Here is a 26,722-nt window from a genome sequence, read left to right as displayed (position 1 = left end):
CCCCTCCACCACCCTGCGGCCTCGCGGGAAGCAACGCGCCCCGCGCGTTCCTTCTTTCCGCTCGCTCCCCCTCCCCACGGCTTCGCCGCAGGGAGGATTAATATGTCCGCTCCCCACCCCAAAGCAGGCCCCGCGCCGGGGCGACGATTCTCGCCTCAGTAGGTAAACTGCACGCGTGCCCCCACGACGTCGACGCCATAATCCCGGTCGCCCGCCACCGCGATCGCGGCGTTGCGGTAGTTCAGCCGCGCATATTGGGCCATCAGCCGCATCCAGCTGGTCGGCGACCAGATGATCGACGCCATATAGCCTTTCTGCGTGCCGCCCGTGATCCCCGCGTCGTTGAGGTCGAGATAGTCGTAGCGCGCGTTGATCTGCACCGCGCCGATGCCGCCGTCGCCCAGTGGCTTCTTCGGCTTGATCGCGCCGAACTGCCCGCCCTTCAGCGGCCGGCTGTCGCCCTTGGTCAGGAACACTCCGACCTCTGCATAGGCGCCGAAGAAGGTCGGATCGCTGGCGCCGTCGCGGCTGGCATGCTGCCAATAGGCTTCGCTGGCGAAGTGGAACGGGCCGTTTACCGCCGCGGCCTCGACCCCATAGGTCTGTTCGCGCTCGGCGAGCAGGCCGGGCGTCGCGACATAGCGCGTCTCGGTCGAATGGACGAGCGGACGCTGGCGATAACGGACCGGGACGAGCTCCGAATCCTTGCGATGCCGCCAGTGATAGGCGGCGCCCAGATGCACGCTGGTCTTGCCGAACTTGGGCATCCATACCGCGCGGACATGCGCCGCCCGGCTGTTGTCGTCGACGTCGTCGAGCTGGATCAGCGGGTCGGTGCTGACCCCGCCATTGATCATGAAATCGCCCTTGGCATAGCCCGCCGACAGCCCTGTTCGCCGCGTGAAGTTGAACGCGGTGACCAGCGCCGCGCGTTCGGTGAAGCTGGTGTTGAGATCGCTCGTCATGTCGTCGAGCGGCGAGAAGAATTTCTGCTGCCCCGCGGTCACGTTGATGCCGTCGCCGTTCCACGCGACATAGGCGTCGACGAACTCGATCGGGTCCGCGGTGAACTCGCCCTCGACGCGCGCCGAAAAGCCACCGGGCATCTTGATGTCGACGCCCAGCTGGGCGCGGCGGATTTCCTCGCTGTTGCCGGTGCCGGCGAGCCCCGCGGGGCCGCTGACATTGGCGAAATCATATTGCAGGCGCCAGCGCGGCTTGAATTCCCACTCGGACTTCTTCTCCGCCGCCTTTTCAGGCTTCGCCTCGGCCGCCGCGGGCGCCTTGTCCGCGGGTCCCTGCGCCGCGTCGGCGGCGAATGCAGGCGTTGCCACCGGGATCAGGACAGCGGCGGTGGCAAGCATCATGTGGCGCATCGGGAATTGCTCCATTGCGTAAGGGTGACAATCTCGCGGCGCTGTTATGACGGCTATGTGACAGTTGCACGTAATTTAGATGACATTTTCGTTGCACCGGTCGCTTTTCCGATGACCCCTTGCCTGCGTGCGGCGAGCGGCTAAGGACAGGCCAGTTTTTTCGGGCAACCTTTCGGGGAATCGCCCCTTCCGGGAGACCATCATGACGATCAAATTTGACGGACGCGTTGCCATCGTTACTGGCGCCGGCGGCGGGCTCGGCCGCGCCTATGCGCTCGAACTCGCGCGCCGCGGCGCGAAGGTCGTGGTCAACGACCTCGGCGGCGCGCGCGACGGCACCGGCCATTCGGACTCGGCGCTGCAGGTGGTCGAGGAAATCAAGGCCTTCGGCGGCAGTGCGATGTCGAACGGCGGCAGCGTCACCGAATATGAGCAGATGGTCGAGATGGTAGCCAAGGCCAAGGAAGAATGGGGCGGTGTCCATATCGTCATCAACAACGCCGGCATCCTGCGCGACAAGAGCTTCGCCAAGATGGAGCCCGCCGATTTCGACCTGGTGCTGAAGGTGCATGTCAGCGGCAGCGCCAATGTCACCAAGGCGGTGTGGGACACGATGCGCGAGCAGGCCTATGGCCGCCTGCTGATGACCGCCTCGTCGACCGGCCTCTACGGCAATTTCGGCCAGGCCAATTATGGCGCCGCGAAGCTGGGCCTCGCGGGGCTGACCAAGACGCTCCACCTCGAGGGCGCGAAATACAATATCCGCTGCAACACGATCGCGCCGGTCGCGGGCACGCGGATGACCGAGGACATCTTCCCCGCCGAACTGTTCGAGAAGTTCACCCCCGAGAATGTCGTCCCCGCCGCGCTCTACCTCGTCAGCGAGGATGCGCCGACCAACATGATCGTCGGTGCGGGCGCGGGCGCGTTCCACGCCGCCTATGTCACCATGACCCCCGGCGTCGCGCTGCCCGAGGACGAGCGCACGCCGGAAGGCGTCGCCGCGGCGTGGGAGAAGATCATCGACCGCAATGGCGAGACCGTGCCGCAGTCGGGTAGCGAACAGTCGATGGCGGTGATGCGCGCCTTGCAGGCGCTGGGCTGAGGCTGGTAGACGCGTCGCGATCCGTGGCCGCCCGAAGCGGCGCGCGCGGATCGCGGGGGCGCTTATGACCGACATGACCCTGGGCGAAGGCATCGCCCTCCTCCAGCGGCGCGGCCGGCTCGTGAAGGGCCTGCTCGTCGTGGGGTTCGTTGCAATCCTGCTGGTCCTGATCGGCCAGGCCGCCGAGCTGTACGGCTATGTATCGCTAGCCGAAGACGCCGTGGTCGAGGGCCTCAACGCGCTCTACTTCGGCGTGGCCACCGCCGACCTGTTGCTCGAACTGACGACCAGCGTGATCTTCTGCATGTGGACCTATCGCGCCGCCGCGAACATCAAGGCCGCGGGCGTCCTCGGCCTCACCTTCACGCCGGCATGGGCGGTCGGGTGGCATTTCGTCCCGTTCGCCAATTTCTTTCGCCCCTATCAGGCGATGCGCCAGATATGGAATAGCAGCCACGGCAGCAGCGACGAAAGCTCATCCGGCGGCAACGGCCTGCTGATCGGCTGGTGGGGTCTCTGGTCCTTCTCGGTCGCGGTCAGCATCGTGGCGTCCATGGCGTCGTTCGACGCCGTCTCCCCGGACGAGGAGCGCGAGGTGCTGATCCTCTCGATGCTCTATTCGGTCACCAACCTGCTCCTCTACCCGCTGGCCATTCGCCTCGTCGATCGCGTCACGCGTGCCCAGCGCGATCGCCTGACCGCCGCCGCGACCTTCGCCTGATTTATCGTATTGCATCACTAATACAGTTGTGCCATAAGTCTCGCGGGGCAAGGGGATCGGACAGAAGGACGACCCCAAATGTATAGCGAAAGCGACCTGCAAGCCGCGGTCGACGCAAAGGTCATGACGCCGGAGGCGGTAGCCGCCTTCCGCGCGCATATCGCGTCGGTGCGCGCCGCCCCCGGGGCGGACGAGGAATCATTCCGCCTCATCACCGGTTTCAACGACATCTTCGTCAGCATCGCCGCGGTGATCCTGCTCGTCGCGGTCGCGTGGATCGGCCAGTCGATCCACACCGCGCTCGCGGGCGTCTTCGTCGCCGGCTCGGCCTGGTTCCTCGCCGAATATTTCACCCGCAAACGCCGTATGGCGCTGCCCAGCATCGTGCTCGTCCTCGCCTTCGCGGGCGGCGTCTTTGCCTCGATGGTCGGCTTCCTGGTCGAACATGGCGAGGCGATCTTCGGCAACCGTCCCGACGAGACCGTCGGCGCGATCGTCGTCGGCGCGATCGCGCTGATCACCGCGGGCGCGACCTGGTTCCACTGGCGCCGCTTCATGGTGCCGATCACCGTCGCCGCCGGCACCGCCGCGCTCGCCGCGACCGCGATCGCGCTGGTGCTGTCGATCACCGGGGTGCCGGAGCATAGCGAGACGCTGGTGATGTCGCTGGTGCTGGTCGCCGGGCTCGGCGTTTTCGTGCTCGCGATGTGGTGGGACCGCAGCGACCGCGTGCGCCAGACGCGCCGCAGCGACGTCGCCTTCTGGCTCCACCTGCTCGCCGCGCCGATGATCGCGCATCCGATCTTCCACCTGCTCGGCGTGACCGACGGCGGCAATATCGGCAGCGGCGCCGCGGTGCTGGTGGTCGGCGTCTATATCCTCTTCGGGATCATCGCGCTGGCGATCGACCGCCGTGCGCTGCTCGTCTCGGCGCTCGCCTATGTGCTGTTCGCGCTCACCGAGCTGTTCCGCACCTTCGGCGCGGTCGAGCTCAACGTCGCGCTGACCGCCTTCGTGATCGGCTCGGCGCTGCTGCTGCTCTCGGCCTTCTGGCAGAATGCGCGCAGCGTGGTGGTGGGTTTCCTGCCCGCGAACCTCGCGAACCAGCTGCCGGCGACGATCGCGCCTAGTCCGATACCAGCTTCATAAGCTTGCGTTCGACGGGGGCGAGTATGTTCGCGAGCTCGTCCCCGCGTTTCAGGACCGCCCCGGCTTCGGAGACAAGGGCCCACATGCCCTGCCGGCTCCTGAGTGCGGGGCGTTTCTCTATGCGATATTCGGGGCGCTCGGCGGCGCGGCGGAAGGCCGAGAAGATCGCCGCATCGCGATGGAAATCCATCGCATAGTCGCGCCAATGCCCCGCCGCGACCATCCGGCCGTAGAGATCGAGGATGCGCATGAGTTCGGGGCGCTCGAAACCGGTCTGCTGCGGCGCCGTGCGACCGGCGAGCGGCAGGGGCGTCACCGTTCCCATCAGGCGCGGCTACGCCCCTTGCGCGGTGCGGGTTCGCTGACGACGACGGCGGCTTCGCGCTCGGCGGCCAGCGCCGCGAGCTGCTTCTGGAGCTGCTCGAGCTGGCACTGGAGCAGCTCGACCTTCTGCGTCGCGGGGTCGAACGTCTCGTTGCACGTGCCGTAAGGGATGAACTCGCGCGCATATTCGCTGGCGTCGACCAGCGTCGAGCGCGCCGGGATGCCGACCATCACCGCACCCTCGGGCACATCCTTGGTCACCACCGCATTGGCGCCGATGCGCGCGCGCGGGCTGACCGTGACCGGGCCCAGGATCTGCGCACCCGATCCGACGATCACGTCGTTCGCCAGGGTCGGGTGGCGCTTGCCGCCGATGCCGTTGGCGGGGTCGGTGCCGCCCAATGTCACGCCCTGATAGATTGAGACATTGTCGCCGATCTCGGCGGTCTCGCCGATCACCACGCCGAAACCATGGTCGATGAACAGGTGCCGCCCGATCTTCGCACCCGGGTGGATGTCGATCGCGGTCAGGAAACGCGCGAAATGATTGACGAAGCGCGCGAGGAAAAACAGGTCGGCCTCGAACAGCCAGTGCGCGACGCGGTGCATGCCGACCGCGAGCAGGCCCGGATAGAGCAGGATTTCCCAGCGCGAGCGCGGCGCGGGGTCGCGCGCCTTGATCGAATCGAGATAGGCGACCAGCCCGTTGAACATCAAACGTCCCCTGCGACCCTATTCTATACCGCAACAGATAGATGTTCGGCGGCGCCATTTCCAGCCCCGGCGTCGTTTATTCGTCAGCGCCCCATCAGCCCGACGCGAAAGAGCAACGCTCCCTCGCTTCGCCAGCGCCTCTCGCCGCCGCGTTTGGCGATCGCCGCGGCCCAGCGGTCGAGCATCAGCAGGGCGCGATCGCCGGCGAACGCCCCGCGCGGCGCGAGCGTCGCGCCGGCCGCCGCGAACAGCGCGCGCGCCGCCGCGGCCTCCTCCTGCTGCACCGCTCCCCAGAGCAGCCCCCAGCGCCGCCCGCGCGGATCGTCGCCGCCCTGCGCCGACGACAAGGCGAACAGCCGCGCGCCGAAGCTTTCGGCCGCCTCGCGCCGTGCGTCGTCGTCCTCGGCGAGCAGCATCGCCTCGGCGGCGTCGACCAGCGCGTCGAGCCCCGCCTGCCCGCCCCAGGTCGCGGCGAGCTCGGCGAGCAGCGGCTCGCCCTTGGGCAGCGCGTCGGGGTCGTTCGCCAGCGTCGCCATCATGTCGCGCCACCAGGCGAGCTTGATCTGCCCGATCAGCGGCTCGCGCGCTTCGGCGAGCAGACGCGTCAGCCGCGCCGCGAGCGCCCACAGGCTCGCCGCGGCGGGGCGCCACGGACGCGCCACCGCGACCATCACGCGCGGGTCGCGCAGGTCGGGATAAAGCACGGCGTCTGCAGCGTCGGAGGCTTCGGTCGTCATCGCGCGCACCGCTACCACCCCGCGCGCGGCGACCCAAGCGCTTCCTCGCCCGCTTCGGACCGTCCCGCCGCGGGACAGGCGAAAGCGAAGAATCCCGGCTTCGCGCGCGATTCGGACCCAAGTTAACCATCTGCCTTAGCCCCGCTCTTACGACGCCTGCCCTAGTCCGGCGCTGGTTGGAAAGCGGCAGGGGTGCCGCGCGACAGGGGGACACAGGGACCGTCATGGCGTCATGGCCTGACTTTTGGCGCGGCCTCGCGCGCGACCGGCGCGGCAACACGCTGATGCTCGTCGCGGGCATGATGCTGCCGCTGGTCGCCTTCGTCGGGTCGGGGATCGACGTCAGCCGCGCCTATATGGCCAAGACGCGGCTGCAGGCCGCGTGCGACGCCGGCGTGCTCGCGGCGCGCAAGGTGTCGGGCACGGGCCTGACCGACGACGGCCGCAAGGTCGGCGACGAATATTTCAACGCCAATTTCGGCCAGAGCAGCTTCGGCAGCCGCGATGTCGACTTCCAACTGTCGCAGAACGGCTCCGAAATCATCGGTGCCGCATCGGCCAAGCTCGACACCGCGGTGATGCGCGTCTTCGGCCAGCACGTCATGGCGCTGGGCGCCAATTGCCGCGCGATGCAGGAAATCACCAACACCGACGTGATGTTCGTGCTCGACACGACGGGGTCGATGAAGGACGTCAACCCGGGCGACAGCGTCTCGCGCTTCGACGCGATGAAGGAGGCGGTGACCCGGTTCCATGGCGAGCTCGAGGCGGTGAAGCCCAGCGGCGCGACGATCCGCTACGGCTTCATGCCCTATACGTCGACGGTCAATGTCGGCTATTCGCTCGACCGCGACTGGATGGTCGACAAGGCGACCTATCAGTCGCGGCGGATCGAATCGAACAACAGCAAGGACGGACTGACGCAATATGCGCGCAACGACGTCAGGAACGGCGGCAGCAGAAGTGAACGGCTCGAATCGACCTATCCCGCGGTTTATAACGACGGCGGTGAGAGCGGCCTTTCTTATTACAGTTGCCCGACCAAGCCGGCGGGCAATGCGACCGTCAAAAAAACGCTGATATCGACCCGCACCGAGCCGGTCATGAATCCGCGACCGGGAACCCGGACGATCGAGACCTTCAACGAGGTGATCAACGGGACCACCTATCGCGCCGTCCTCAACGGAACGACCTGCGAGGTGCGAGCGAGCGACAACGAGAATTACGATCACACTTTCGAATGGGTAACCGAGCCCGTCGGGTTGACCGAGATCACCTGGGAATATGCCCCGATCACCTATGATGTGTCGAAACTGCGCGGGCTGACCGAGGGCGGTTCGGTCAAGGCAAAGATCAACAACGACGGCAGCAACCGTGAAATCCCCTGGTATGGCTGCATCGAGGAGCGGCAGACCGTCGCCGCCGACAGCTACGACCCGCTCCCCGCCGAGGCGCTCGACCTGCAGATCGACCTGGTGCCCAGCCCCGGCGACCCCGCGACGCAGTGGAAACCCTCGCTCCCCGGGCTCGTCTTCATGCGCCCCAATGTCGATCCGGTCACCACGGCCGCCAAATATGCCAATCTGGTCGACCATTGGTCGGGCCAGCGCTTCTGCCCTGCCCCCGCGCAAAAGCTGAAGCCGATGGACGGGGTGCAGCTCGAGGATTATCTCGACACGCTGGTCGCGACGGGCGCGACGCACCACGACATCGGGCTCTTGTGGGGCGCGCGTTTCCTGTCGCCGACCGGCCTTTTCCGCGCCGAGAACCGCGGCGACCAGGTCCGCCACCTGATCTTCATGACCGACGGCTATATCTCGGTCGGGGTCAAGGAATATGACGCCTATGGCCACCCCTTCCTCGACCGGCGGCGGCAGACGAACGCCGCGGCGACGCCGACGTCGGCGATGCTCAATCAGGAGGTCGAGAACCGTTTTCTCGCGCTGTGCAAGGCGACGCGCGCGCGTGGCATGACGATCTGGATCGTCGCCTTCGGCACCGAACTGACCCCGGCGCTCGCGCAATGTTCGGGCGGCGACAAGGCGTTTCAGGCGGCGAACTCGGTCGAGCTGCAGGCGGCGTTCCGCAAGATCGCGGGCAAGATATCGAAGCTGCGGCTGACCAAATGACGCGCCGCGTCCCCCTCCCCGCGCTGCGGCGCTTCCTGCGCGACCGGCGCGGCGTCGCGGCGGTCGAATTCGCCTTCATGGCGCCGCTCTTCCTGCTCGCGACGATGGGCATCTTCGACCTCGCCTGGCAATATTATATGAAGGCATCGCTGTCGGGGATCGTCGAGGAGGCCGGCCGCTCGGCAACGCTCCAGGCCTATGCCGGCAACCAGGATGCGCTCGACGAAGCGGTGCGCGCGCAGGTCCGCAACGTCCATGGCGGCGCGGTCGTCCGCATCGAGCGCCGCGCCTATGCCGGCTATGCCGACGTGCGCACGCCCGAGCGCTTCACCGACGCCGACGGCAACGGCCGCTTCGACGAGGGCGAATGCTTCTACGACAGTAACGGCAACGGCCGCTGGGACGCCGACCCGTCGGCCGCGGGCAACGGCCGCGCGAACCAGGTCGTCGAATTCACCGCCAGCGTCGACTTCGTCCGCATCTTCCCGCTGTGGCGCATGCTCGGGCAGCCGCAGGTGACCGAAATCTCGGCCAGCACGCTGCTGCGCAACCAGCCGTACAGCGACGGCGAAAGCGGCGCGGAATCGATATGCTGACCCGGCTCAAGGCGTTCCTGCGCGACACGCGCGCCGGCGCGGTAATCGAGACCGCGATCCTGCTGCCGACGGTGCTGTTCCTCGGCCTCGGCGGGATCGAGCTCACCAACCTCGCGCTCGCGCATATGCGCGTCAGCCAGGCCGCCTCGACGCTCGCCGACGCCGCGTCGCGCGTCAGCATCGACACCGGCGCCGCGATGCCGCAGATGCGCGAGGCCGACGTCAACGAACTGCTGCACTCGCTGCTCGACCGCCATGCGGGGCTGGGGCTCGAAAAGGACGGGCGCGTGATCCTGTCGAGCCTCGAGCAAAATGCCGAGGGCGGGCAGTGGATCCACTGGCAGCGCTGCGCCGGGCACAAGGATTTCCCGTCGAGTTACGGCATCGAAGGCACCGGCAAGACGGGCACGCATTTCACCGGCATGGGCGACGACGGCCAGCGCGTGAAGGCGCCGCGCGGGACCGCTGTGATGTTCGTCGAGATCGCCTACGACTATCAGCCGCTCGCCTATGGCAGTTGGATGGGGCCGCAGGAGATCCGCTACACCTCGTCCTTCCTCGTCCGCGACGAGCGCGATCTGGGGCAGATCTACAATCCGTCGCCCGAGGCGGATGTGGCGGTGTGTTGAACCGATAGCCGTCGCCCCCGCCTTCGCGGGGGCGACGCTATGGATTACCGGTTACAAACCGCCTTCACCGCCGCGATCACGCGCGGGGTGTCGACCAGCGCGGCCTTTTCCAGATTGGCGGCATAGGGCAGCGGCACGTCCTCGTTGCACACGCGCATGACGGGCGCGTCGAGGTCGTCGAAGCCATGCTCCATCGCGACCATCGCGAGTTCGCTGGCGATCGAGCACACCGGCCAGCCTTCCTCGACCACGACGAGGCGGTTGGTCTTCTTGAGGCTCGCAAGCACGGTCACGGTATCGAGCGGGCGCAGCGTGCGGAGGTCGATCACCTCAGCGTCGATGCCCTCGGCCGCCAGCGCATCGGCGGCTTCGAGCGCGAGCCCGACGCCGATCGAATAGCTGACGATGGTGACATCGCCGCCCTGCCGCATGATCCGCGCCTTGCCGATCGGCAGGACGAAATCCTCGACGTCGGGAACCTCGAAGCTGCGGCCGTAGAGCAGTTCGTTCTCGAGGAAGACCACCGGATCCTCGCTGCGGATCGCGGCCTTCATCAGCCCCTTGGCGTCGGCCGAGTCATAGGGCGAGATCACGATCAGCCCGGGGACGCTGGCGTACCAGGGCGCGTAATTCTGGCTGTGCTGCGCGGCGACGCGGCTCGCCGCGCCATTGGGGCCGCGGAAGACGATCGGACAGCGCATCTGGCCGCCCGACATATAGTTGGTCTTCGCCGCCGAGTTGATGATGTGGTCGATCGCCTGCATCGCGAAGTTGAAGGTCATGAACTCGATGACCGGCTTGAGCCCGCCCATCGCCGCGCCCGAGCCGAGGCCGGCGAAACCATATTCGGTGATCGGCGTGTCGACCACGCGCTGCGGGCCGAATTCCTGGAGCAGCCCCTGCGTGACCTTGTACGCGCCCTGATATTCGGCGACTTCCTCGCCCATCACGAAGACGCGGTCGTCCTTGCGCATTTCCTCGGCCATCGCGTCGCGCAAGGCTTCGCGGACGGTGAGCTTGACCATCGCGGTTCCCTCGGGGATCGCGGGGTCGGAGGCGCGCTCGGCCGCTGCGGGCTTCTCCGCAACGGGAGCTGGAGCCGGCGCAGGTTCCGCCGCCTTGGGTTCCTCGGCCGGAGCGGGCGCCGGCGCGGCAGCAGGCGCAGGCGCCGCTTCTTCGCCCTCGCCGGTGATCGTCGCGATCACGGTGCCGACCTTCACATTGTCGGTGCCCTCGGCGACCAGGATCTGGCTGATCGTGCCTTCGTCGATGGCTTCGAATTCCATCGTCGCCTTGTCGGTCTCGATCTCGGCTAGGATGTCGCCCGACTTCACCGTGTCGCCTTCCTTGACGAGCCACTTGGCGAGCGTGCCCTCTTCCATCGTCGGCGACAGCGCCGGCATCTTCAATTCGATGGCCATCTCAATATTGCTCCACCAGCACGTCGGTATAAAGTTCATGCAGCTCGGGTTCGGGCGCGCTTTCGGCGAAGTCCGCGCTCTCGGCGACGATCTGGCGGATCTCCTTGTCGATCTCCTTGAACTTCTCCTCGGTGACGCCCGCATCGGTCATCAGCTTCTTGAGATGTTCGATCGCATCCGACTTGTCGCGCACCGCCTGCACTTCCTCGCGGCTGCGATATTTGGCGGGGTCGGACATCGAGTGGCCGCGGTAGCGATAGGTCTTGAGCTCCATCAGCACCGGCCCCTTGCCCGCGCGCACCCATTCGAGCGCCGCCTCGGCCGCGCCGCGCACCGCGAGCACGTCCATGCCGTCGACCTGCATGCCGGGGATGCGGAAGCTCTCGCCGCGGCGATAGAGCTGGTCCTCGGCCGACGAGCGGTTGACCGAGGTGCCCATGGCGTACTGGTTGTTCTCGATCACGAAGATGATCGGCAGCTTCCACAGCTCGGCCATGTTGAAGCTCTCGTAGACCTGGCCCTGGTTCGCGGCGCCGTCGCCGAAATAGGCCATCGCCACGCCGCCGTCGCCGCGGTACTTGTGCGCGAAGGCGAGGCCGGTGCCGAGCGACACCTGCGCGCCGACGATGCCGTGGCCGCCGTAGAATTTATGCTCGACGCTGAACATGTGCATCGAGCCGCCCTTGCCGCGCGAAATGCCCGCGGCACGCCCGGTCAGCTCGGCCATGATGACCTTGGGGTCGATGCCGTAAGCGAGCATGTGACCATGGTCGCGGTAGCCGGTGATGACGCTGTCCTTGTCGCCGTCGAGCGCCGACTGCAGCCCGACCGCGACGGCCTCCTGGCCGATATAGAGGTGGCAGAAACCGCCGATCAGCCCGAGGCCATAGAGCTGCCCCGCCTTCTCCTCGAAGCGGCGGATGAGCAGCATCTCGCGATAGAATTTCTCGAGCTCCTCCGGCGTCGCGTCATAGGGCGCGGGGTCGCGCGGCTTTTCGCGGTTGGCGGTGGGCGCTGGGGTGGAAGCGACTTTTTTCGGCGCGGCAGTCTTACGCGCGGGTGCTTTGGCCAAGGCGGGTTCCTTTTGGGTTAGCCGTTACGGCAGCGCCCCCTATAGGACCGGCCAGCCATGCTTGGCAACGCCCGCTTGGACCGCGCACGGGTCCAACTTACGTATGCAGCAAAGTCGCGAAGAAAGGCGTCAGCGCGCGGGCGCGTCGCCCTCGGGCGGCATCGGGATCGCGACCTCGTCGGGGTGCATCACGCCCAGCTTCTCGCGCACATATTCGTCGGCGAGGTCGGGATCGACGCGGCGGCGGTCGAGCAAATTGACGCGGTTCTTGAGCTCGTCCTGCTTCTTGGTCAGCGCCGCGAGCACGACGCGCTGCTTCTCGACCGACTGGCTGTAATCGCCCCAGGCATAGAGGCCGGTCGGGCCGAAGATCGCGTAACCGATCATCGCCAGCACCGCGAGGACGGCGACGGTGGGACCGATGGCCCGGTTCACCGATTTCCGTACTTTGTGGCGCTGCGTCATCACATCGCTTGAATCACAAGTGATTCGCCGGGTCAAGCGCCTATACTTTGCTTTTCCACACGATAGTCTGTGCATCGGACCTAACAGGGGAATTCACCGATGCGCCCGATTCTCACCGCCCTTCTGCTCGCCTCCGCCGCACCCGTCTTCGCGCAAGTCGCGACCCCCGAGCGGCCGATCACCGATCCGAAGACGATCACCTCCCCCGCCAACCCCGCGGCGCGGCCGGTGCCGCTGGACGACATCGGCGTCACGCGTTCGCTCTACGACGCGGTGTGGAGCGCCGACGGCAAATCGATGTTCATCGCCACCGACCTCACCGGCCGCGTCAACATCTGGCGCATGGACGCGGGCGGCAGCTGGCCGGTGCAGCTCACCCAGTCGGACGAGGCGCAGGCGGGGCTCGCGACGTCGCGCAATGGCCAGTGGCTCTATTTCACGCAGGATGCCGGCGGGAACGAATATTATGACGTCTACCGCGTGCCCACCGCGGGCGGCTCGCCCGAGAACCTCACCAACACCCCCGAACGCAGCGAAACCAGCCTGCTCGTCGGCCCCGCGGGCGGCCTCGTCGCGCTGTCGACCAAGCTCAAGAGCGAGGGCCAGAGCAATCTCGCGGTGATGGACGCCAGCGGCAAGGTCCGCAATCTCACCGCCGAGAAGGACCCGGCGTACAGCTGGGCGCCCGCGGCGTGGGTCGACGGCGGCAAGGCGATTATCGCCAACCGCAGCCTCGTCGACAGCTCGGTCAGCGAAGTGTGGAAGGTCGACGCCCAGAGCGGCGCCGCGACGCTGCTGCTCGGCAAGGCGAAGACCATCTATGCCGCGAGCGGCGCCACCCCCGACGGCAGCGTCCTCGCGGTGACCACCGACGACGGCACCGGCCAGCCGCACGCCGGCGCCTATAGCGTCGCGACGAAGACATGGGCGTGGCTGCCGAAAACGCCGTGGGAGGAGACGAGCGACATCGTCACCCCCGACGGCAAGGCGATGTTCGTGCGCACCAACAACGACGGCCGCTCGACGCTGGCGCGCGTCGACCTTAAGACCATGGCCAAGACCGACCTCGCGCTCGATCCCGGCCGCGCGTCGATCCCCGGCCTCGCCGCCATCTCGCCCGACGGGACGCGGATGTTCGTGACGCGCAGCGGCGCGGACTCGCCGACGATGCTCTATGCCTATGACTTGGCGGGCAACAAGGCGGTGCCCATCGTGCCGCTCGCGATGGCCAGCCTGACCCCCGCGCTGCTCCCCAAGTCGCAGATCGTGACCTACAAGAGCTTCGACGGCACCCCGATCAGCGCGGTCGTCACCATGCCCTTCAACCTGAAGCGCGACGGCGGCAACCCCGCGATCGTCATCCCGCACGGCGGCCCGACCGGCCAGGCGCAGGACGGCTTCTCGCGCTATGCGACGGCCTTTGCGACGCGCGGCTATGTCGTGATCCAGCCCAACTTCCGCGGCTCGACCGGCTATGGCAAGGCGTTCCAGGAGGCGAATTTCAAGGATCTCGGCGGCGGCGACCTCAAGGACACCGTCGCGGCCAAGACCTTCCTCGTCCAGTCGGGCTATGTCGATGCGAAGAAGGTCGGCATCTTCGGCGGCTCTTATGGTGGCTTCATGTCGCTGATGGCGATCGGCCGCACCCCCGACGAATTCGCCGCGGCGGTGCAATGGTTCGGCATCATCAACTGGCGCACCATGTACCGCGACCAGGACGAACTCCTGAAAGCCTATCAGCGCACCCTGCTCGGCACGCCCGAGGCCGACGGCGCGGTCTACGACGCCTCCTCGCCGCTCACTTACATCAAGGCCGCCAAGGCGCCTTTGCTCACCATCCAGGGCGAAAACGACATCCGCGTCCCCCGCGGCCAGGCGCAGGAGGTGCACGATATCCTCAAGGCCAAGGGCAATGTCGTCGAGACGATCTACTACCCCGGCGAAGGCCATGGCTTCCAGAAGCGCGAAAACCAGCTGGACTCGCTGCGCCGGACGATCGGGTGGTTCGATAAATATCTGAAGGGGGAGTGAGCTTTCGCTCGACCTCCGGCCCCATTATCCCTTTTTGTTGGTTTTTTGTCCAAAAAGGGATAAATTCCTTCGATGAGAGAGTTGGACGGTAATCAACGACGCGAGCTGATCGATTGTGAACAGCGCTTCCTCTTGTGGAGGGAGGTCGCTCGCACGAATGTTGCACGCTTCGCCGGCTCGATGTCTTGGAAAACCGTCTCGGGCAGGCGCTATCTCTATCGCAAGACCGACGGCGTATGGCGCAGCCTCGGTCCCGCCAGCGCCGAAACCGAACATATCTACGATCGTTTTCATGAGGGGCGGCAGAGCGGGAAGGACCGGCTTGCCGCGCTCGATCAGGCGATCAGGAAACAGGCGCCGATCCTCCGCGCGATGGAATTGGGCCGCGTCCCGGAATTGACCGCACGCATCCTTCGCCATCTCGATAAACTGGGCGTACTCGGCAAAGGGATGAGCGTCGTAGGTACCAACGCGCTCTATGCCTATGAACGGATGGCTGGCATACATTTCGGTCGCGATCTGGCCGCGACGCAGGACATCGACCTGCTCTACGATGCGCGCGGCAGCCTCAACCTCGTCTCATCGGGGTTGGCCGAAACAGGCTTGGTCGGCTCGCTCCATCGCGTCGATACCTCGTTCGAGCCGACGGCCCCGAACAGCTTCCGCGCTGCGAACCGCGACGGCTTCATGGTGGATCTTATCACACCCTCGACGCGGACACCGGCCACACGAAAGTTTCGCCAGCGCCTTGGCAACGATAGCGACGACCTCATGGCGGCCGAGGTCGACGGCCTGACCTGGCTGGAAAGCTGTCCACGCGTCGAGACGATGGCTATCGATGAGCGCGGTTTCCCGCTCATGCTCGTCGCGCCCGATCCGCGCGCCTTTGTCTGCCACAAACTGTGGGTTGCCGCACGCGACGACCGAGACCCCGTCAAGCGGACGCGCGATCGCGCGCAGGCCGACGCCGTTTGCCTGATGCTGTTGAAATATCGACCCGATATGCGGTTCGACGATCCTTCCTTACACGCCTTGCCGAACGACGTCAGGGCGGCAGGCGCGCGCCGGGCAGAAACAATCGGCCGAAATCTTGCAGCATCAAAAGACGCGGAAGATTGGCCTTAGAATCAGCATCTGCGCGCGGGTCCGAGACCTCACCCGAAAATCGACGCCCCCGGATAGCGCGCCATGTCGCCCAGTTCTTCCTCGATGCGGATCAGCTGGTTGTATTTCGCGAGCCGGTCCGAGCGCGCGAGGCTGCCGGTCTTGATCTGGCCGCAGTTGGTCGCCACCGCGAGGTCGGCGATCGTCGAATCCTCGGTCTCGCCCGAGCGGTGCGACATCACCGCGGTGTAGCGCGCGCGGTGCGCCATATCGACCGCGTCGAGCGTTTCGGACAGCGTGCCGATCTGGTTGACCTTGACGAGCAGCGAGTTGGCGAGGCCGGTCTTGATGCCTTCCTCCAAACGCACGGGGTTGGTGACGAACAGATCGTCGCCGACGAGTTGGCACTTGTCGCCGACCAGGTCGGTCAGCGCCTTCCAGCCGGTGAAGTCGTCTTCGCTCATGCCGTCCTCGATCGACTTGATCGGATAGTCGGCGACCAGCGCGGCGAGATAGTCGGCCATCTGCTCGGGGCTGAGCGATAGGCCTTCACCGCTGATCTCATATTTGCCGTTCTTGAAGAACTCGGTCGCGGCGCAGTCGAGCGCGAGCACGACGTCGGTGCCGAGCTTGAAGCCCGCCTGGTCGATCGACGCCGCGATGAAATCGAGCGCGTCGCGCGTCGAGGCGAGGTTCGGAGCGAAGCCGCCCTCGTCGCCGACCGCGGTCGCGAGGCCCTTCGCCGACAGGCCCTTCTTCAGCGTATGGAAAATCTCGCTGCCCCAGCGCACCGCTTCGGCGATGCTGCCGGCGCCGACGGGCATGATCATGAATTCCTGCACGTCGATCGGGTTGTCGGCATGCTCGCCGCCGTTGATGATGTTCATCATCGGCACCGGCAGCGTGCGCGCCGAGACGCCGCCGACATAGCGATAGAGCGGCAGGCCGCGCGCATCGGCGGCGGCCTTGGCGGCGGCGAGGCTGACGCCGAGGATGGCGTTGGCGCCGAGGCGGCCCTTGTTGGGTGTGCCGTCGAGGTCGATCATCGCCATGTCGATCTCGCGCTGGTCCTCGGCATCGAGGCCGATCAGCGCGTCGGCTATCTCGCCGTTCACCGCGGCGACTGCCTTGGTCACGCCCTTGCCGAGGTAGCGGCTCTTGTCGCCGTCGCGCAGCTCGACCGCCTCGTGCGCGCCGGTCGACGCGCCCGAGGGCACCGCGGCGCGGCCGAAGCTGCCATCCTCCAGCAGCACATCGACTTCGACCGTGGGATTGCCGCGGCTGTCGAGGATTTCGCGGCCGTGGATGTCGATGATGGCGGTCATGGATGTCGTCCTGCTGAAGCCCCGGACGGAGCAGGTGAAGAAAGCGCCCGCCTGTTATCGGCGACCTGCCGCTAGTGCAACCGCTCGCATTGCTATTTATGGGTGAATTTTGCGGGCCTATGGAACCATTCACGCCCTGTTGCTATATTATCGCAGAGACAGGGACAGGCGCGGCCCGCAAGGACGCGTCCGGATAAGAGAAGAGGACGAACCATGGCCAAAGCCGCTACTCCCGCCGCCAAGAAGCCGACGCCCAAGGCACCCGCCAAGCCCGCCGCGACCAAGGCCGCGCCCGCGCGCAAGCCCGTCGCTGCCAAGGCCGCCAAGGAAACCCCGATCCGCGACCAGTTCGCCGCCACCGGCGCGACGATCAAGGCCGAAGCCTCGAAGAAGGCCGCCTCGCTGAAGGCCGACGCCAGCAACCTCGCCGGCGAAGCCAAGGTCAAGGCGCGCGCCGCCGCGACCAAGGGCAAGGACAAGGCGGCCGAAGCCGTCGGCAGCCTCGCCAAGATGCTCGAGGACAGCGCGGGCACCGTCGACAGCAAATTCGGCAAGCAATATGGCGACTATGCCCGCTCGGCCGCCTCGACCGTCGCGGGGCTCGCCTCGTCGCTCGACAAGAAGGATCTCGACGAACTCGCCGCGGCGACCAAGGATCTGGTCAAGAAGAACCCGGCGGTGTCGGTCGGCGCGGCCGCGGTGATCGGCTTCGTGCTCGCCCGGATGCTCAAGGGTTCGAGCAGCGACTGATCCCGACCCAGCGAGATGCCGCCCGTACAGCCTGAACCCCCTGCCCCCGCCGACGCCTCGCCGATTGGGGGCCCGCTCGACCGCGTGAGCCACGGCTATGCGCCGGACGGGCGGCCCGTGACGCCGCCGCCGGTGCCGCTCGAAAAGATCGTCGGCGACGTCGTAGATAATCTGCAGGCGACCGCGGAGGCGGAGATCGCGTTGCTGAAAGCACGCGGTGCGCTCGCCTATCACGGCGTCGGCTGGACCTCGGCCTGGGGTTTCGTCGCAGGCAGCGCGCTCGTCGTCGCGATGCTCGCGCTCGCCTTCGGGGCGATCCTCGTGCTCGCGCAATATGTCGGGCCGCTGCTGGCGACGCTGATCGTCGTCGCGGTGCTGCTGCTCGTCGCCGCCTTCGCCGGGTGGCGCGCGCAGCTCCATTATGCCGACGTCAAGGCCGCGTTCCGCGACAATTTCCTGCCCGGAGAGGACGACTGATGCGCCCGTCGCGCGCCCGCCTCGCCAATGCCGCGCGCCGCGCGATGATCCAGCGCGCCGAACTCGGGCGCAAGCTCGGCGTCGCGGGCGAGGCCTTCAAGCCCAAATCGCTCTACAAGCGCGGCAAATATCGCGCCGGCGTCGCGGTCGACGATGCCGCGCATGCGGTACAAAAACAGTTCAAGGACAACCGCTTGCCGATCGCGCTCGCCGCGGCGGCGGGCCTCGCCTGGCTCTTCCGCGAGCCGATCAAGGAACATGCCCCGCGCCTCGGCCGCAAGCTGCGCGACCTCGCCGAAGCGGGGCTCGAGAAAATCCGTCCGGACCACGCCGATGGGAACGACGATAGTGACATTACGGAGGACCATGATGAAGCCGCTCAGTGAAACCGCCCGCGAAACCACCGCGAAAGTGAGTGAAGTTGCCCAGAAAACCGCCGAAAATGCCAAGCAGACCGCCGAGGCGGCCAAGGCGCGCATCCAGGACGGTTACGGCCGCGCGCGCGCCGCGACGAGCGAGCTCGCCGCCAAGGGTGCCGAGCAGGCCGCGGTCGCGCGCGACGCCGCCGGCGAAGCGCTCGCCAAGGGCAAGGAACAGGCGAAGCGCGCCAATTCGAAGCTCAAGGACGTCGCCGAAAAGCAGCCGATCGCGCTCGTCGCGGGCGCCGCGGCGATCGGCGCCCTGCTCGGTGCGCTGCTGCCCAAGGGCGGCGGCAGCAAGGGCGACGACGGCGAGGCGTGAGCCGCGGCCTTGCCCGAACGGCGCGGCGCTGATAGGGGGCGCGGCTTCTCCCCCTCGCTGCTAGGAAAGCCATCATGAGCAAATTGCACCTGGTGTTCGGCGGCCGCGTCAGCGACCCGCAGGGCCTCGACTTCGTCGACCTCCATGACCTCGACGTCGTCGGCCTCTATCCCGATTACAAGAGCGCCGAAAAAGCATGGCGCAGCGCCGCGCAGCGCACCGTCGACGACGCCGAAATGAAATATGTCGTGGTGCATCTGCACAAGCTGCTGCAGCCCGACGCGGAATAGTCGCCGACAGGCGAATAGCCGCGTCGCCCCCGCGAAGGCGGGGGCCGCTAGGGGCCTTATCCGGCGTCGTTGGGTAAACCGATAGCGGCCCCCGCCTTCGCGGGGGCGACGGCCAGTTACCGGAAATTGTCGGCGTAGGCCTGGATCTTGAGCTTGCGCTCGGGGGTCGCGATCACTTCGGCGTCGATGCCGTTGCGCTCCGCATAGGCGACCGCCTCTTCCTGCGTCGCAAAGCCCAGCCGCAGCTGGCGCTGCGTGTCGCCGCTGCCGGCCCAGCCCATCAGCGGGTCGGCCTTGCGCGCCTCGGCCGGCGCGAATTCGAGCATCCAGCGCTGCGTCCCCGCACGCCCCGACTGCATCGCGTTCTTGGGCTTCTGGAAAATGCGGGCCTTCATATTCTCGTCCTCGGATGGAGCCTTTGCCGCGCCTTAGCGCGTCGGTGCGCCGACGAAAAGGGTGATCGTCACGCGCCGTCGCGCCGCGCCTGCGCCGCCTTAGTCAGCAGGGTCGGCCGCGCGGTCGCCGGGTCATCGGGCCAGCTATGCTTGGGATAGCGGCCGCGCATCTCGCGCGCCACCTCGTGCCAGCTGCCGCTCCAGAAGCTCGCGATGTCGCGCGTCGTCTGGATCGGGCGGTGCGCGGGCGAGGTCAGCGCGAGCACCAGCGGCACCGGCGGCTCGCCGACGGTCGGGTGGCGCGCCAGTCCGAACATCTCCTGCACGCGCACCGAAACCTGCGGCCCGCCGTCGGCGCCATAGTCGATCCTGTGATGGCTGCCCGCGGGCGTCGCATAATCGTCGGGCGCACGCTTTTCGAGCAATTGCCGCGCCGGCCAGTCGAGCAGCCCCATCAGCGCGTCGGTGAGCCGCCGGTCGCCGATGTCGCGCAGCCCCCGGCATCCGGGCAGCAGCGGCGCGAGCCAGAAGTCGAGGCCGTCCGCGAGCGCCGCGGTCGACAGCGCGTCGATGCCCGCGAAGGAGGCGCGCAGCCGCAGCGCCTGCGCGGCCGGTCCCCAGCCGATCAGCCCGAGCCCCTTGTCGCGCACCGCCGCGAGGCGCAGCGCCGCATCGTCTTCGGCGCTTTCCTCGCGCCCCGCCTTGCCGCTGGTCAGCGCGATCGCGCCCAAGCGGCGTTCGCGGCGGTGATCGACGCGGTCGTTCGCCGCGTCGTAAATGCTGCCCGAATGCGCGACGATGCGGTCGGCGAAGATCGCTTCCACCTCGACCTGCGCGATCGGCGCGGCGGCGAGGATGCGGACGCCCGCGGCATGGCCCTGCGCATCGGCGATGGCGAGCCATTCATGGCCTGCGAGCGGATCGAGCGGGTCGAGCTTGTAGGCGCGGCCGCCGACGCTGAGATATTCGCCGCGCTGCCCGGCGCGTTGGCGTGCGACGCGATCGGGCCAGGCGGTCGCGATCCAGCCGCCGACCGAGCGCGAGGTCAAGGGCGCGCCGTCGCCGACGCGCTTCTCCGCCAGCGAAGCGAGCCGCCGCGCGAGCCGCCACGCGCCCTCGGCGCGGTCGTTCCGCGAGCCTTTCCAGCGCTGGAGCCGCGCCTCGACATCGACCCCGCGCCCGCCGAGCCCCGGCTCGGTGAGCAGCACCGCGAGCCGCGCGGCGAGCTCGGCCTCGCCCGCCGCCGCGGCATCGAGGATCATATGCGCGAGCGGGACCGGTAGCGGGATCGCCGCGAGCGCATGGCCGTGGGGGGTGATCCGCCCATCGGCCGCGAGCGCGCCGATCGCCTGCAGCCTTGTCTTCGCCTCGCTGATCGCGGCGGGCGACGGCGGATCGAGCCAGCCCAGCTGGCGCGGATCGACGATGCCCCAGCTCGCGCAGTCGAGCACGACGGGCATCAAGTCGTTCTCGTGGATTTCGGGCGGGTCGAAGGGCGGCATGCCCGCGGTCGCCGCGGCTTCCCACAGGCGGTAGGCGATCCCCGGCCCCTGCCGCGCCGCACGCCCCGCGCGCTGCGTTGCCGAGGCCTGGCTGGCGCGTTCGGTGACGAGCCGTGCAATGCCCGCCGCCTTGTCGAAGCGCGGGCGGCGCGACAGGCCGGCGTCGATGACGATGCGCACCCCCTCGATGGTCAGGCTGGTTTCGGCGATGCTCGTCGCGAGGATCAGCTTGCGCTGGCCGCCGGGGTCGCGGACGAGCGCCGCGCGCTGCAGCGCCGGATCAATCTGGCCGTGCAGCCGGTGGACGACGAGCGGCAGCCGCGCTTCCTCGACCGCGGTCGCCGCGCGTTCGATATCGCCCGCGCCGGGCAGGAAGGTCAGGATATCGCCCCCACCCTCATCGGCCGGCTCGTCGGTCAGCGCCTGCCGCACCGCCGCGAGCACGGCGATCTCGAGCCGGTCCTCGGCGCGGCGGCCGATATGGCGCAGCTCGAGCGGCCAGCTCTTGCCCTCGCTCTTCACCACCGGTGCATTGCCGAGCAGCGCCCCGAAACGCGCGCCATCGAGCGTCGCCGACATGGCGACGAGGCGGAGGTCGTCGCGCAGCCCCTGTTGCGCGTCGATCGCCAGCGCGAGCGCGAAGTCGCCGTCGAGGCTGCGTTCGTGCACTTCGTCGAACAGCACCGCGGTGACCCCCGACAATTCGGGATCGTCGAGGATGCGGTTGCGGAAGAGCCCCGGCGTCATGACCAGCAGCCGCGTATCCTTCGACTGCTTGCTGTCGAGCCGCGTGGCATAGCCGACCAAATCGCCGACCTTCGTCCCCGTTTCCTCGGCGATGCGTTCGGCGGCGGCGCGCGCGGCGAGGCGGCGGGGCGAGAGCAGCCACACCGCGCCCTTGCACCAGGGCTGCTTCAGGATTTCGGGAGCGACGCGCGTCGTCTTGCCGGCGCCCGGCGGCGCGACGACGACGACATTGGGTTTCAGCGTCAGCGCCGCCATGATATCGGGCAGCACCGCGTCGATCGGCAGGGGGAGGCTCATGTCCTTGTCGACGGATTGCCGAGTTCGAAATTAAGCCGGTGGGCCTCGGCGGCGAGCCGTTCGACGGTCGCGGGATCGACGGCGGTGCCCTCGGTCATCACCAGATTGCCGAGTTCATATTTGCCGCTCGCCTTGATCCGCGGTTCGATGTCGCGCAGCCTTTTGCCGCGCCAGAAGCCGAGCAGCACGCGATGCTCCTCGGCGCGGATCAATATGCACGGGCCGTTCGCCATGAAGACGAGGTTGGTCCATTTGATCGTCTCGTCGAAAGACGCGGCGCGCATCACTGCGGCGCGAAGCATGATGCAGCGCTCGCGCTGCCATCCCGAAAGCGCCTCGATATAGGCATCGGGATCTGCCGCCGCCGGGCCCATCATCGACATTGCTTCAGGCCCCCCTTGCTTCTTCTTTGTGCCTTTGCGCCTTTGCGTGAAACCAGAAAAATCTCACGCAAAGGCGCAAAGGCACAAAGAAGGGAAATGGAATTCCGAAATATCAATAAGCACGCGCGACCGCGAAGGCGACGGCTTCGGTCAGCGCCGCCTTGGCCTGGCTGGCGCGGAAGCCGCCGATCGCGTCGACCGCGCGCTGGCCGTAATGGCGCGCCCTCGCCAGCGTGTCGGCGATCGTGTCGTGCTTGTGGAGCAGCGAGGTCGCATAGGCGAGATCCTCGTCCGAGCTGCGGTGGCCGACGATCGCCTGTTTCCAGAATTCGCGCTCCTCGGCGCTGCCGCGGGCGTAGGCGAGGATCACGGGCAGCGTGACCTTGCCGTCGCGGAAGTCGTCGCCGACGCCCTTGCCCATCGTCTCGGCGTCGGAGACATAGTCGATCGCATCGTCGACGAGCTGGAAGGCGACGCCGAGGTTGCGGCCATAGCTGTCGAGCGCCGCCTCGGTCGAATCGTCGCGCTCGGCGACGACCGCGGCGATCTTGCACGCGGCGGCGAAAAGCTCGGCGGTCTTGGCGTTGATGATCGCGAGATACTGGTCCTCGCTGGTCTCGATGCGGCGCTGCGCCGAGAGCTGGTTGACCTCGCCCTCGGCGATCACCGCCGAGGCGCGGCTCAGGATCTTGAGCACCTTGAGCGAGCCATCCTCGACCATCACCTCGAACGCGCGGCTGAACAGGAAGTCGCCGACCAGCACCGACGCGCTATTGCCCCAGATGATGTTGGCGGTCTTGCGGCCGCGGCGGAGGTCGGAGCCGTCGACGACGTCGTCGTGGAGCAGCGTCGCGGTGTGGATGAATTCGACCGCGGCGGCGAGCTTGCAGTGGCGGCGGCCCGGATAGTCGAGCAGCTTGCCGCAGGCGAGCGTCAGCATCGGGCGCATGCGCTTGCCGCCGCCGGCGATCAGGTGGCCCGCGAGCTCGGGAATCAGCGGCACTTCGGACTGCATGCGGTCGAGGATGACCGCATTGACCTCGTTCATGTCGGCGGCGACGAGCGCCATCATCGGGTCGAGCGAAGGCGGCTTGTCGCCGTGGAGGCGGTGGATTTCGGCACTCATGACAGGTGCCGCATTGGCCGGAGGGCCATCATTTTGCAACGACTTTCGGCTTGCTTTGAACGCCTCCGCAGTGCCAAGCGTGCCGGGCATAAGAGGAGCCGCATATGGACGACCAGCTGAGCCGTTACCGCCAGAGCATCGACAATATCGACGCGGCGCTCGTCTATATGCTCGCCGAACGGTTCAAGGTGACCAAGGCGGTCGGCGAACTCAAGGCGCGCGAGGGCCTGCCTCCCGCCGATCCGGGGCGCGAGGAGCGCCAGATCGGGCGGCTGCGCGAACTGGCGCGCGACGCCGACCTCGACCCCGATTTCACCGAGAAATTCCTGCGCTTCATCATCGAGGAAGTGATCCGCCACCACCAGAAGGCGAAGCGGGAGCAGGACGCATGACGCACCCGATCTTCGCGAAGTGGCCGGCGCAGCATTCCGACCGGCTCCAGCTCTTCTCGGCGCCGACGCCGAACGGGGTGAAGGTCGGGATCATGCTCGAGGAAAGCGGCCTGCCCTATGAGCCGCACCGCATCGACATCATGGCGAACGAGAGCCACGATCCGGCGTTCCTCGCGCTCAATCCCAATGGCAAGATTCCCGCGATCTACGATCCGAACGGGCCGGGCGGCAAGCCGCTGGCGCTGTTCGAATCGGGCGCGATCCTGATCTATCTCGCCGACAAGAGCGGCCAATTCCTCTCGGCCGATCCCGCGACGCGCTACGAGACGATCCAGTGGCTGATGTGGCAGATGGGCGGCGCGGGGCCGATGTTCGGCCAGCTCGGCTTCTTCCACAAATTCGCGGGGCGCGAGTATGAGGACAAGCGCCCGCGCGACCGCTACGCAGCGGAATCGGCGCGGCTGCTCGGGGTGCTGAACGACCGGCTGGCGGCGCGCGAGTGGATCATCGACGAAGGCTACAGCATCGCCGACATTTCGCTGCTCGGCTGGGTGCGCAACCTGATCGGTTTCTACGATGCCGCCGAGATCGTCGGGTTCGAGCGGTTCGGGCATGTGCAGCGCTGGCTCGATGCGGGGCTGGCGCGGCCGGGGGTGCAGCGTGGGTTGGTGGTGACGGCGACCTGAGGCCGGTATCGGGCGGGAGCGGTCATCTTAATCCTCCCTGTCGCGAAGCGATGGGGAGGGGGACCGCCGCGAAGCGGTGGTGGAGGGGCCGATGCCATAAACGTCGGTTCGAGGCCGCCGCCCCTCCACCATGCTTCGCATGGTCCCCCTCCCCACGGCTACGCCGCAGGGAGGATTAGGAACGTCCGCTCCCCACCCCAATACCGTCACTCGCCGACTAGCGGTTGCCTCCCGTCGCGCACCGCGCCAAGGTCGCGCTCCCCCGAACCCCCAAGGATAGTCCATGCTTCGCCTGCTTGCCGCGCCTGTGCTGCTGATCGCCGTTCCCGCCGCCGCGCAGGATGTCGCCGACCCGCCCGCAGGGTCGCTGTCGGTGTCGGGCGGGGTCGATCTGGTGTCCGATTACCGCTTTCGCGGGATTTCTCGGTCGGAGGGCGATGTCGCGGTGCAGCCGACGGTCATGGTCAGCCACGACAGCGGCTTCTATCTCGGCGCATGGGGATCGAATGTCGACGGCGGGCCGGCCTATGGCGACGTCGAGGCGCAGCTTTATGGCGGATACGAGAGCGAGATCGCGTCGGGGACGCGGCTCGACCTGGGGCTCACCTATTATTGGTACCCGGACGGCGACAAGGCGTTCGGGCCGAGCGACCATGGCGAGGCGGCGGCACGATTGTCGTACATGCTGGGGCCGGTCGAGGCGACGGGGACACTCGCCTATGCCTGGGACCAGGCGGCGCTGGGGTCGGACGACAGCCTGTACCTCGGGCTCGGCCTGTCGTCGGGGATTCCGAACACGCCGGTCACGCTGACCGCGGGCGTGGGCTATAGCGACGGCGCACTCGCGCCGGGCGATGGCGACTATCTCGACTGGTCGCTCGGCGCGCGCGCGACCTTCGACCGCTTCACGCTGGGGCTGAAATATGTCGATACCGACATTCGCAAGACGGGGGTGAAGGCGGTCGACCGGCTGTACGACCCGACATTGGTCGCATCGGTCGGCTTCGCCTTCTGATCGCGCAATATTGTTTCAGATGAAACCGGCCCGACGCAAGGTAATTGTGGTATAATTGTCACAGTGCCCATTTTTTGGGCAGGCGGGACGATATTTTCTGTTGTGCGTCGCAGCAACTTCGCCAAAAGGGAGCCTCGCATGAGAGGACTGGCCCGAAACAGAGGCCGGCCATCACGCAGCAGGCAGGGACGATCCATTTTCCTTTCTAGGGGATCAGTCCATGAAGAAACTCTCCCGCGCGTGCCTCGGCATGCTCCTCGCCGCCGTCGCGATTCCGTCCACCGCGCATGCCGAGGAAGAAGAAGACACCGACGGCATCACCATCACCGGCGGTGCGACCGTCGTCAGCGACTATCGTTTCCGCGGCTTCAGCCAGTCGAACGAAGAAGCCGCGATCCAGGGCACCTTCACCATCGCGCACGACAGCGGCTTCTACCTCGGCACCTGGGGGTCGAGCATCGGCTTCAACAACGGCACCGAGATCGACGTCTATGGCGGCTTCGCCAAGGAAATCGCGCCCGGCCTGACCGGCGACATCGGCGCGACCGTCTATCTCTATCCCGGCGTCAACAACACGACCGTGGTCGAGCCCTATGTCGCGCTGACCGGCACGATCGGCCCGGCGTCGGTCAAGGGCGGCCTCGCCTGGGCGCCGGGCGGCCAGGATTCGCTCGGCGATGCCAGCGCCATCTATGCCTATACCGACGTCGGCGTCGCGATCCCGGACACCCCGATCAAGCTCAAGGGCCACCTCGGCTATGCCAAGAGCGACAGCTTCCTCGGCGGGCTCGACGGCGAAGTCTTCGACTATTCGGTCGGGGTCGATTTCACGTGGAAGGTGCTGACCTTCGGCATTTCCTACGTCAACACCGACGCGCCCAAGACGCTCGGCTACAAGGAAGCCGTGGGGGCCGACGGTGCTGTTCTCTTCTCGCTCGGCGCCGCTTTCTGACGCCGGGCCCGGAGGCGGCCTCTGGGGGGAGGCCGCCTCCCTTGCTTGCACTCTCGATCGGAAGGGGCTGG

General features: G+C 67.2%; 29 protein-coding genes. 17 read left to right on the top strand and 12 right to left on the bottom strand.

What is annotated here, in order from left to right; translation table 11 throughout:
- Positions 1-155: 155 nt before the first annotated feature.
- On the bottom strand, positions 156-1,376 hold the full coding sequence (locus tag ATE62_RS18825; protein WP_197411740.1) for an OprO/OprP family phosphate-selective porin: 1,221 nt from the start codon (positions 1,374-1,376) through the stop codon (positions 156-158).
- Positions 1,377-1,578: 202 nt separating this feature from the next.
- Between ATE62_RS18825 and ATE62_RS18820 the strand changes: the two genes are divergently transcribed.
- From ATE62_RS18820 to ATE62_RS18810, 3 genes are all read left to right on the top strand, one after another.
- On the top strand, positions 1,579-2,481 hold the full coding sequence (locus ATE62_RS18820) for an SDR family NAD(P)-dependent oxidoreductase (RefSeq protein ID WP_058809750.1): 903 nt from the start codon (positions 1,579-1,581) through the stop codon (positions 2,479-2,481).
- 64 nt (positions 2,482-2,545) lie between these two features.
- Positions 2,546-3,202 (top strand): DUF4328 domain-containing protein, encoded by a 657-nt coding sequence (locus tag ATE62_RS18815; protein WP_058809751.1) that lies wholly within the window; start codon positions 2,546-2,548, stop codon positions 3,200-3,202.
- A gap of 78 nt (positions 3,203-3,280) precedes the next feature.
- Positions 3,281-4,351 (top strand): hypothetical protein, encoded by a 1,071-nt coding sequence (locus ATE62_RS18810; RefSeq protein ID WP_058809752.1) that lies wholly within the window; start codon positions 3,281-3,283, stop codon positions 4,349-4,351.
- Here ATE62_RS18810 and ATE62_RS18805 read toward each other — a convergent pair.
- The 3 genes from ATE62_RS18805 to ATE62_RS18795 form a co-directional block, all read right to left on the bottom strand.
- Positions 4,329-4,676: a DUF2794 domain-containing protein gene (locus tag ATE62_RS18805; RefSeq protein ID WP_058809753.1), complete on the bottom strand. Its 348-nt coding sequence runs from the start codon at positions 4,674-4,676 to the stop codon at positions 4,329-4,331. The two genes, ATE62_RS18810 and ATE62_RS18805, sit on opposite strands and share 23 nt — an antisense overlap.
- Positions 4,676-5,389, bottom strand: a complete 714-nt coding sequence (gene cysE, locus ATE62_RS18800; protein WP_058809754.1) for a serine O-acetyltransferase — start codon at positions 5,387-5,389, stop codon at positions 4,676-4,678. Before cysE ends, ATE62_RS18805 begins: the two co-directional genes overlap by 1 nt.
- Before the next feature lie 83 nt (positions 5,390-5,472).
- The gene (locus tag ATE62_RS18795; RefSeq protein WP_058809777.1) at positions 5,473-6,126 is read right to left on the bottom strand and encodes a hypothetical protein; all 654 of its coding nucleotides are present in this window, start codon (positions 6,124-6,126) and stop codon (positions 5,473-5,475) included.
- 224 nt (positions 6,127-6,350) lie between these two features.
- Here ATE62_RS18795 and ATE62_RS18790 point away from each other — a divergent pair, with 224 nt between their 5' ends.
- The 3 genes from ATE62_RS18790 to ATE62_RS18780 are packed head-to-tail and all read left to right on the top strand — an operon-like array spanning position 6,351 to position 9,480.
- Positions 6,351-8,255 (top strand): TadE/TadG family type IV pilus assembly protein, encoded by a 1,905-nt coding sequence (locus tag ATE62_RS18790; protein ID WP_058809755.1) that lies wholly within the window; start codon positions 6,351-6,353, stop codon positions 8,253-8,255.
- Positions 8,252-8,851 carry a TadE/TadG family type IV pilus assembly protein gene (locus tag ATE62_RS18785; RefSeq protein WP_058809756.1) on the top strand — a complete coding sequence of 200 codons (600 nt, stop codon included), beginning with the start codon at positions 8,252-8,254 and terminating at the stop codon, positions 8,849-8,851. The genes ATE62_RS18790 and ATE62_RS18785 overlap by 4 nt, the downstream gene beginning before the upstream one ends.
- A complete protein-coding gene (locus ATE62_RS18780; protein ID WP_058809757.1) occupies positions 8,845-9,480 on the top strand; it encodes a TadE/TadG family type IV pilus assembly protein in 636 nt (211 codons plus the stop codon). The genes ATE62_RS18785 and ATE62_RS18780 overlap by 7 nt, the downstream gene beginning before the upstream one ends.
- Before the next feature lie 44 nt (positions 9,481-9,524).
- On the opposite strand, the gene ATE62_RS18775 is transcribed toward ATE62_RS18780, so the two are convergent.
- The 3 genes from ATE62_RS18775 to ATE62_RS18765 all read right to left on the bottom strand — a co-directional run bounded on the left by ATE62_RS18775 (position 9,525) and on the right by ATE62_RS18765 (position 12,438).
- Positions 9,525-10,901: a pyruvate dehydrogenase complex E1 component subunit beta gene (locus ATE62_RS18775; protein WP_058809758.1), complete on the bottom strand. Its 1,377-nt coding sequence runs from the start codon at positions 10,899-10,901 to the stop codon at positions 9,525-9,527.
- Position 10,902: 1 nt separating this feature from the next.
- The gene (gene pdhA, locus ATE62_RS18770) at positions 10,903-11,973 is read right to left on the bottom strand and encodes a pyruvate dehydrogenase (acetyl-transferring) E1 component subunit alpha (protein WP_058809759.1); all 1,071 of its coding nucleotides are present in this window, start codon (positions 11,971-11,973) and stop codon (positions 10,903-10,905) included.
- Positions 11,974-12,102: 129 nt separating this feature from the next.
- Positions 12,103-12,438, bottom strand: coding sequence for an FtsB family cell division protein (locus ATE62_RS18765; protein WP_058809760.1), 336 nt, complete (start codon positions 12,436-12,438; stop codon positions 12,103-12,105).
- A 99-nt stretch (positions 12,439-12,537) separates the two neighbouring features.
- Between ATE62_RS18765 and ATE62_RS18760 the strand changes: the two genes are divergently transcribed.
- Both ATE62_RS18760 and ATE62_RS18755 read left to right on the top strand, forming a co-directional pair.
- A complete protein-coding gene (locus ATE62_RS18760) occupies positions 12,538-14,469 on the top strand; it encodes a S9 family peptidase (protein WP_058809761.1) in 1,932 nt (643 codons plus the stop codon).
- An 81-nt stretch (positions 14,470-14,550) separates the two neighbouring features.
- Complete coding sequence (locus ATE62_RS18755) at positions 14,551-15,594, top strand: GSU2403 family nucleotidyltransferase fold protein (RefSeq protein ID WP_058809762.1); 1,044 nt, start codon at positions 14,551-14,553, stop codon at positions 15,592-15,594.
- 29 nt (positions 15,595-15,623) lie between these two features.
- Here ATE62_RS18755 and eno read toward each other — a convergent pair whose 3' ends face one another.
- A complete protein-coding gene (gene eno / locus ATE62_RS18750) occupies positions 15,624-16,898 on the bottom strand; it encodes a phosphopyruvate hydratase (protein ID WP_058809763.1) in 1,275 nt (424 codons plus the stop codon).
- Between the two features lie 213 nt (positions 16,899-17,111).
- Between eno and ATE62_RS18745 the strand changes: the two genes are divergently transcribed.
- The 5 genes from ATE62_RS18745 to ATE62_RS18725 all read left to right on the top strand — a co-directional run bounded on the left by ATE62_RS18745 (position 17,112) and on the right by ATE62_RS18725 (position 19,156).
- A complete protein-coding gene (locus tag ATE62_RS18745; protein ID WP_058809764.1) occupies positions 17,112-17,648 on the top strand; it encodes a hypothetical protein in 537 nt (178 codons plus the stop codon).
- 84 nt (positions 17,649-17,732) lie between these two features.
- On the top strand, positions 17,733-18,125 hold the full coding sequence (locus ATE62_RS18740; protein WP_231736315.1) for a phage holin family protein: 393 nt from the start codon (positions 17,733-17,735) through the stop codon (positions 18,123-18,125).
- On the top strand, positions 18,125-18,511 hold the full coding sequence (locus tag ATE62_RS18735; protein ID WP_058809766.1) for a hypothetical protein: 387 nt from the start codon (positions 18,125-18,127) through the stop codon (positions 18,509-18,511). The genes ATE62_RS18740 and ATE62_RS18735 overlap by 1 nt, the downstream gene beginning before the upstream one ends.
- Entirely contained in the window at positions 18,492-18,866 is a 375-nt protein-coding gene (locus ATE62_RS18730) for a hypothetical protein (protein WP_231736314.1), read from the top strand. The genes ATE62_RS18735 and ATE62_RS18730 overlap by 20 nt, the downstream gene beginning before the upstream one ends.
- Before the next feature lie 74 nt (positions 18,867-18,940).
- Positions 18,941-19,156: a DUF4170 domain-containing protein gene (locus ATE62_RS18725; RefSeq protein WP_058809768.1), complete on the top strand. Its 216-nt coding sequence runs from the start codon at positions 18,941-18,943 to the stop codon at positions 19,154-19,156.
- Positions 19,157-19,272: 116 nt separating this feature from the next.
- On the opposite strand, the gene ATE62_RS18720 is transcribed toward ATE62_RS18725, so the two are convergent.
- From ATE62_RS18720 to ATE62_RS18705, 4 genes are all read right to left on the bottom strand, one after another.
- Positions 19,273-19,551 carry an ETC complex I subunit gene (locus ATE62_RS18720; protein ID WP_058809769.1) on the bottom strand — a complete coding sequence of 93 codons (279 nt, stop codon included), beginning with the start codon at positions 19,549-19,551 and terminating at the stop codon, positions 19,273-19,275.
- Positions 19,552-19,619: 68 nt separating this feature from the next.
- Positions 19,620-22,097: an ATP-dependent helicase HrpB gene (gene hrpB / locus ATE62_RS18715; protein WP_058809770.1), complete on the bottom strand. Its 2,478-nt coding sequence runs from the start codon at positions 22,095-22,097 to the stop codon at positions 19,620-19,622.
- On the bottom strand, positions 22,094-22,480 hold the full coding sequence (locus ATE62_RS18710) for a DUF1801 domain-containing protein (RefSeq protein ID WP_058809771.1): 387 nt from the start codon (positions 22,478-22,480) through the stop codon (positions 22,094-22,096). The genes hrpB and ATE62_RS18710 overlap by 4 nt, the downstream gene beginning before the upstream one ends.
- A gap of 112 nt (positions 22,481-22,592) precedes the next feature.
- Positions 22,593-23,606 (bottom strand): polyprenyl synthetase family protein, encoded by a 1,014-nt coding sequence (locus tag ATE62_RS18705; protein ID WP_058809772.1) that lies wholly within the window; start codon positions 23,604-23,606, stop codon positions 22,593-22,595.
- 104 nt (positions 23,607-23,710) lie between these two features.
- On the opposite strand from ATE62_RS18705, the gene ATE62_RS18700 reads away from it, so the two are divergent.
- The 4 genes from ATE62_RS18700 (at position 23,711) to ATE62_RS18685 (ending at position 26,651) form a co-directional block, all read left to right on the top strand.
- Complete coding sequence (locus ATE62_RS18700) at positions 23,711-23,998, top strand: chorismate mutase (RefSeq protein ID WP_058809773.1); 288 nt, start codon at positions 23,711-23,713, stop codon at positions 23,996-23,998.
- Entirely contained in the window at positions 23,995-24,684 is a 690-nt protein-coding gene (locus ATE62_RS18695; protein WP_058809774.1) for a glutathione S-transferase N-terminal domain-containing protein, read from the top strand. Before ATE62_RS18700 ends, ATE62_RS18695 begins: the two co-directional genes overlap by 4 nt.
- A 283-nt stretch (positions 24,685-24,967) precedes the next feature.
- Positions 24,968-25,699 (top strand): TorF family putative porin, encoded by a 732-nt coding sequence (locus ATE62_RS18690; RefSeq protein WP_058809775.1) that lies wholly within the window; start codon positions 24,968-24,970, stop codon positions 25,697-25,699.
- Between the two features lie 220 nt (positions 25,700-25,919).
- Entirely contained in the window at positions 25,920-26,651 is a 732-nt protein-coding gene (locus tag ATE62_RS18685) for a TorF family putative porin (protein WP_058809776.1), read from the top strand.
- The last annotated feature ends 71 nt before the right edge of the window (positions 26,652-26,722 follow it).

The organism is Sphingopyxis sp. HIX, assembly GCF_001468285.1.
In the GTDB taxonomy this organism is placed as follows: Bacteria; Pseudomonadota; Alphaproteobacteria; order Sphingomonadales; family Sphingomonadaceae; genus Sphingopyxis.
This window is presented reverse-complemented; position numbering and strand designations above follow the sequence as displayed.

What these genes read in the sequence shown, in the direction of transcription:
- ATE62_RS18780 (WP_058809757.1), top strand. Translation starts at nt 8,845, where the DNA reads ATGCTGACCCGGCTCAAGGCGTTCCTGCGCGACACGCGCGCCGGCGCG.
- ATE62_RS18810 (WP_058809752.1), top strand. Translation starts at nt 3,281, where the DNA reads ATGTATAGCGAAAGCGACCTGCAAGCCGCGGTCGACGCAAAGGTCATG.
- ATE62_RS18685 (WP_058809776.1), top strand. Translation starts at nt 25,920, where the DNA reads ATGAAGAAACTCTCCCGCGCGTGCCTCGGCATGCTCCTCGCCGCCGTC.
- ATE62_RS18705 (WP_058809772.1), bottom strand. Translation starts at nt 23,606, where the DNA reads ATGAGTGCCGAAATCCACCGCCTCCACGGCGACAAGCCGCCTTCGCTC.
- ATE62_RS18815 (WP_058809751.1), top strand. Translation starts at nt 2,546, where the DNA reads ATGACCGACATGACCCTGGGCGAAGGCATCGCCCTCCTCCAGCGGCGC.
- ATE62_RS18760 (WP_058809761.1), top strand. Translation starts at nt 12,538, where the DNA reads ATGCGCCCGATTCTCACCGCCCTTCTGCTCGCCTCCGCCGCACCCGTC.
- cysE (WP_058809754.1), bottom strand. Translation starts at nt 5,389, where the DNA reads ATGTTCAACGGGCTGGTCGCCTATCTCGATTCGATCAAGGCGCGCGAC.
- ATE62_RS18825 (WP_197411740.1), bottom strand. Translation starts at nt 1,376, where the DNA reads ATGCGCCACATGATGCTTGCCACCGCCGCTGTCCTGATCCCGGTGGCA.
- eno (WP_058809763.1), bottom strand. Translation starts at nt 16,898, where the DNA reads ATGACCGCCATCATCGACATCCACGGCCGCGAAATCCTCGACAGCCGC.
- ATE62_RS18790 (WP_058809755.1), top strand. Translation starts at nt 6,351, where the DNA reads ATGGCGTCATGGCCTGACTTTTGGCGCGGCCTCGCGCGCGACCGGCGC.
- ATE62_RS18695 (WP_058809774.1), top strand. Translation starts at nt 23,995, where the DNA reads ATGACGCACCCGATCTTCGCGAAGTGGCCGGCGCAGCATTCCGACCGG.
- ATE62_RS18775 (WP_058809758.1), bottom strand. Translation starts at nt 10,901, where the DNA reads ATGGCCATCGAATTGAAGATGCCGGCGCTGTCGCCGACGATGGAAGAG.
- ATE62_RS18795 (WP_058809777.1), bottom strand. Translation starts at nt 6,126, where the DNA reads ATGACGACCGAAGCCTCCGACGCTGCAGACGCCGTGCTTTATCCCGAC.
- hrpB (WP_058809770.1), bottom strand. Translation starts at nt 22,097, where the DNA reads ATGAGCCTCCCCCTGCCGATCGACGCGGTGCTGCCCGATATCATGGCG.
- ATE62_RS18785 (WP_058809756.1), top strand. Translation starts at nt 8,252, where the DNA reads ATGACGCGCCGCGTCCCCCTCCCCGCGCTGCGGCGCTTCCTGCGCGAC.
- ATE62_RS18700 (WP_058809773.1), top strand. Translation starts at nt 23,711, where the DNA reads ATGGACGACCAGCTGAGCCGTTACCGCCAGAGCATCGACAATATCGAC.
- ATE62_RS18820 (WP_058809750.1), top strand. Translation starts at nt 1,579, where the DNA reads ATGACGATCAAATTTGACGGACGCGTTGCCATCGTTACTGGCGCCGGC.
- ATE62_RS18805 (WP_058809753.1), bottom strand. Translation starts at nt 4,676, where the DNA reads ATGGGAACGGTGACGCCCCTGCCGCTCGCCGGTCGCACGGCGCCGCAG.
- ATE62_RS18745 (WP_058809764.1), top strand. Translation starts at nt 17,112, where the DNA reads ATGGCCAAAGCCGCTACTCCCGCCGCCAAGAAGCCGACGCCCAAGGCA.
- ATE62_RS18690 (WP_058809775.1), top strand. Translation starts at nt 24,968, where the DNA reads ATGCTTCGCCTGCTTGCCGCGCCTGTGCTGCTGATCGCCGTTCCCGCC.
- ATE62_RS18725 (WP_058809768.1), top strand. Translation starts at nt 18,941, where the DNA reads ATGAGCAAATTGCACCTGGTGTTCGGCGGCCGCGTCAGCGACCCGCAG.
- ATE62_RS18730 (WP_231736314.1), top strand. Translation starts at nt 18,492, where the DNA reads ATGATGAAGCCGCTCAGTGAAACCGCCCGCGAAACCACCGCGAAAGTG.
- ATE62_RS18735 (WP_058809766.1), top strand. Translation starts at nt 18,125, where the DNA reads ATGCGCCCGTCGCGCGCCCGCCTCGCCAATGCCGCGCGCCGCGCGATG.
- ATE62_RS18710 (WP_058809771.1), bottom strand. Translation starts at nt 22,480, where the DNA reads ATGTCGATGATGGGCCCGGCGGCGGCAGATCCCGATGCCTATATCGAG.
- ATE62_RS18720 (WP_058809769.1), bottom strand. Translation starts at nt 19,551, where the DNA reads ATGAAGGCCCGCATTTTCCAGAAGCCCAAGAACGCGATGCAGTCGGGG.
- ATE62_RS18765 (WP_058809760.1), bottom strand. Translation starts at nt 12,438, where the DNA reads ATGACGCAGCGCCACAAAGTACGGAAATCGGTGAACCGGGCCATCGGT.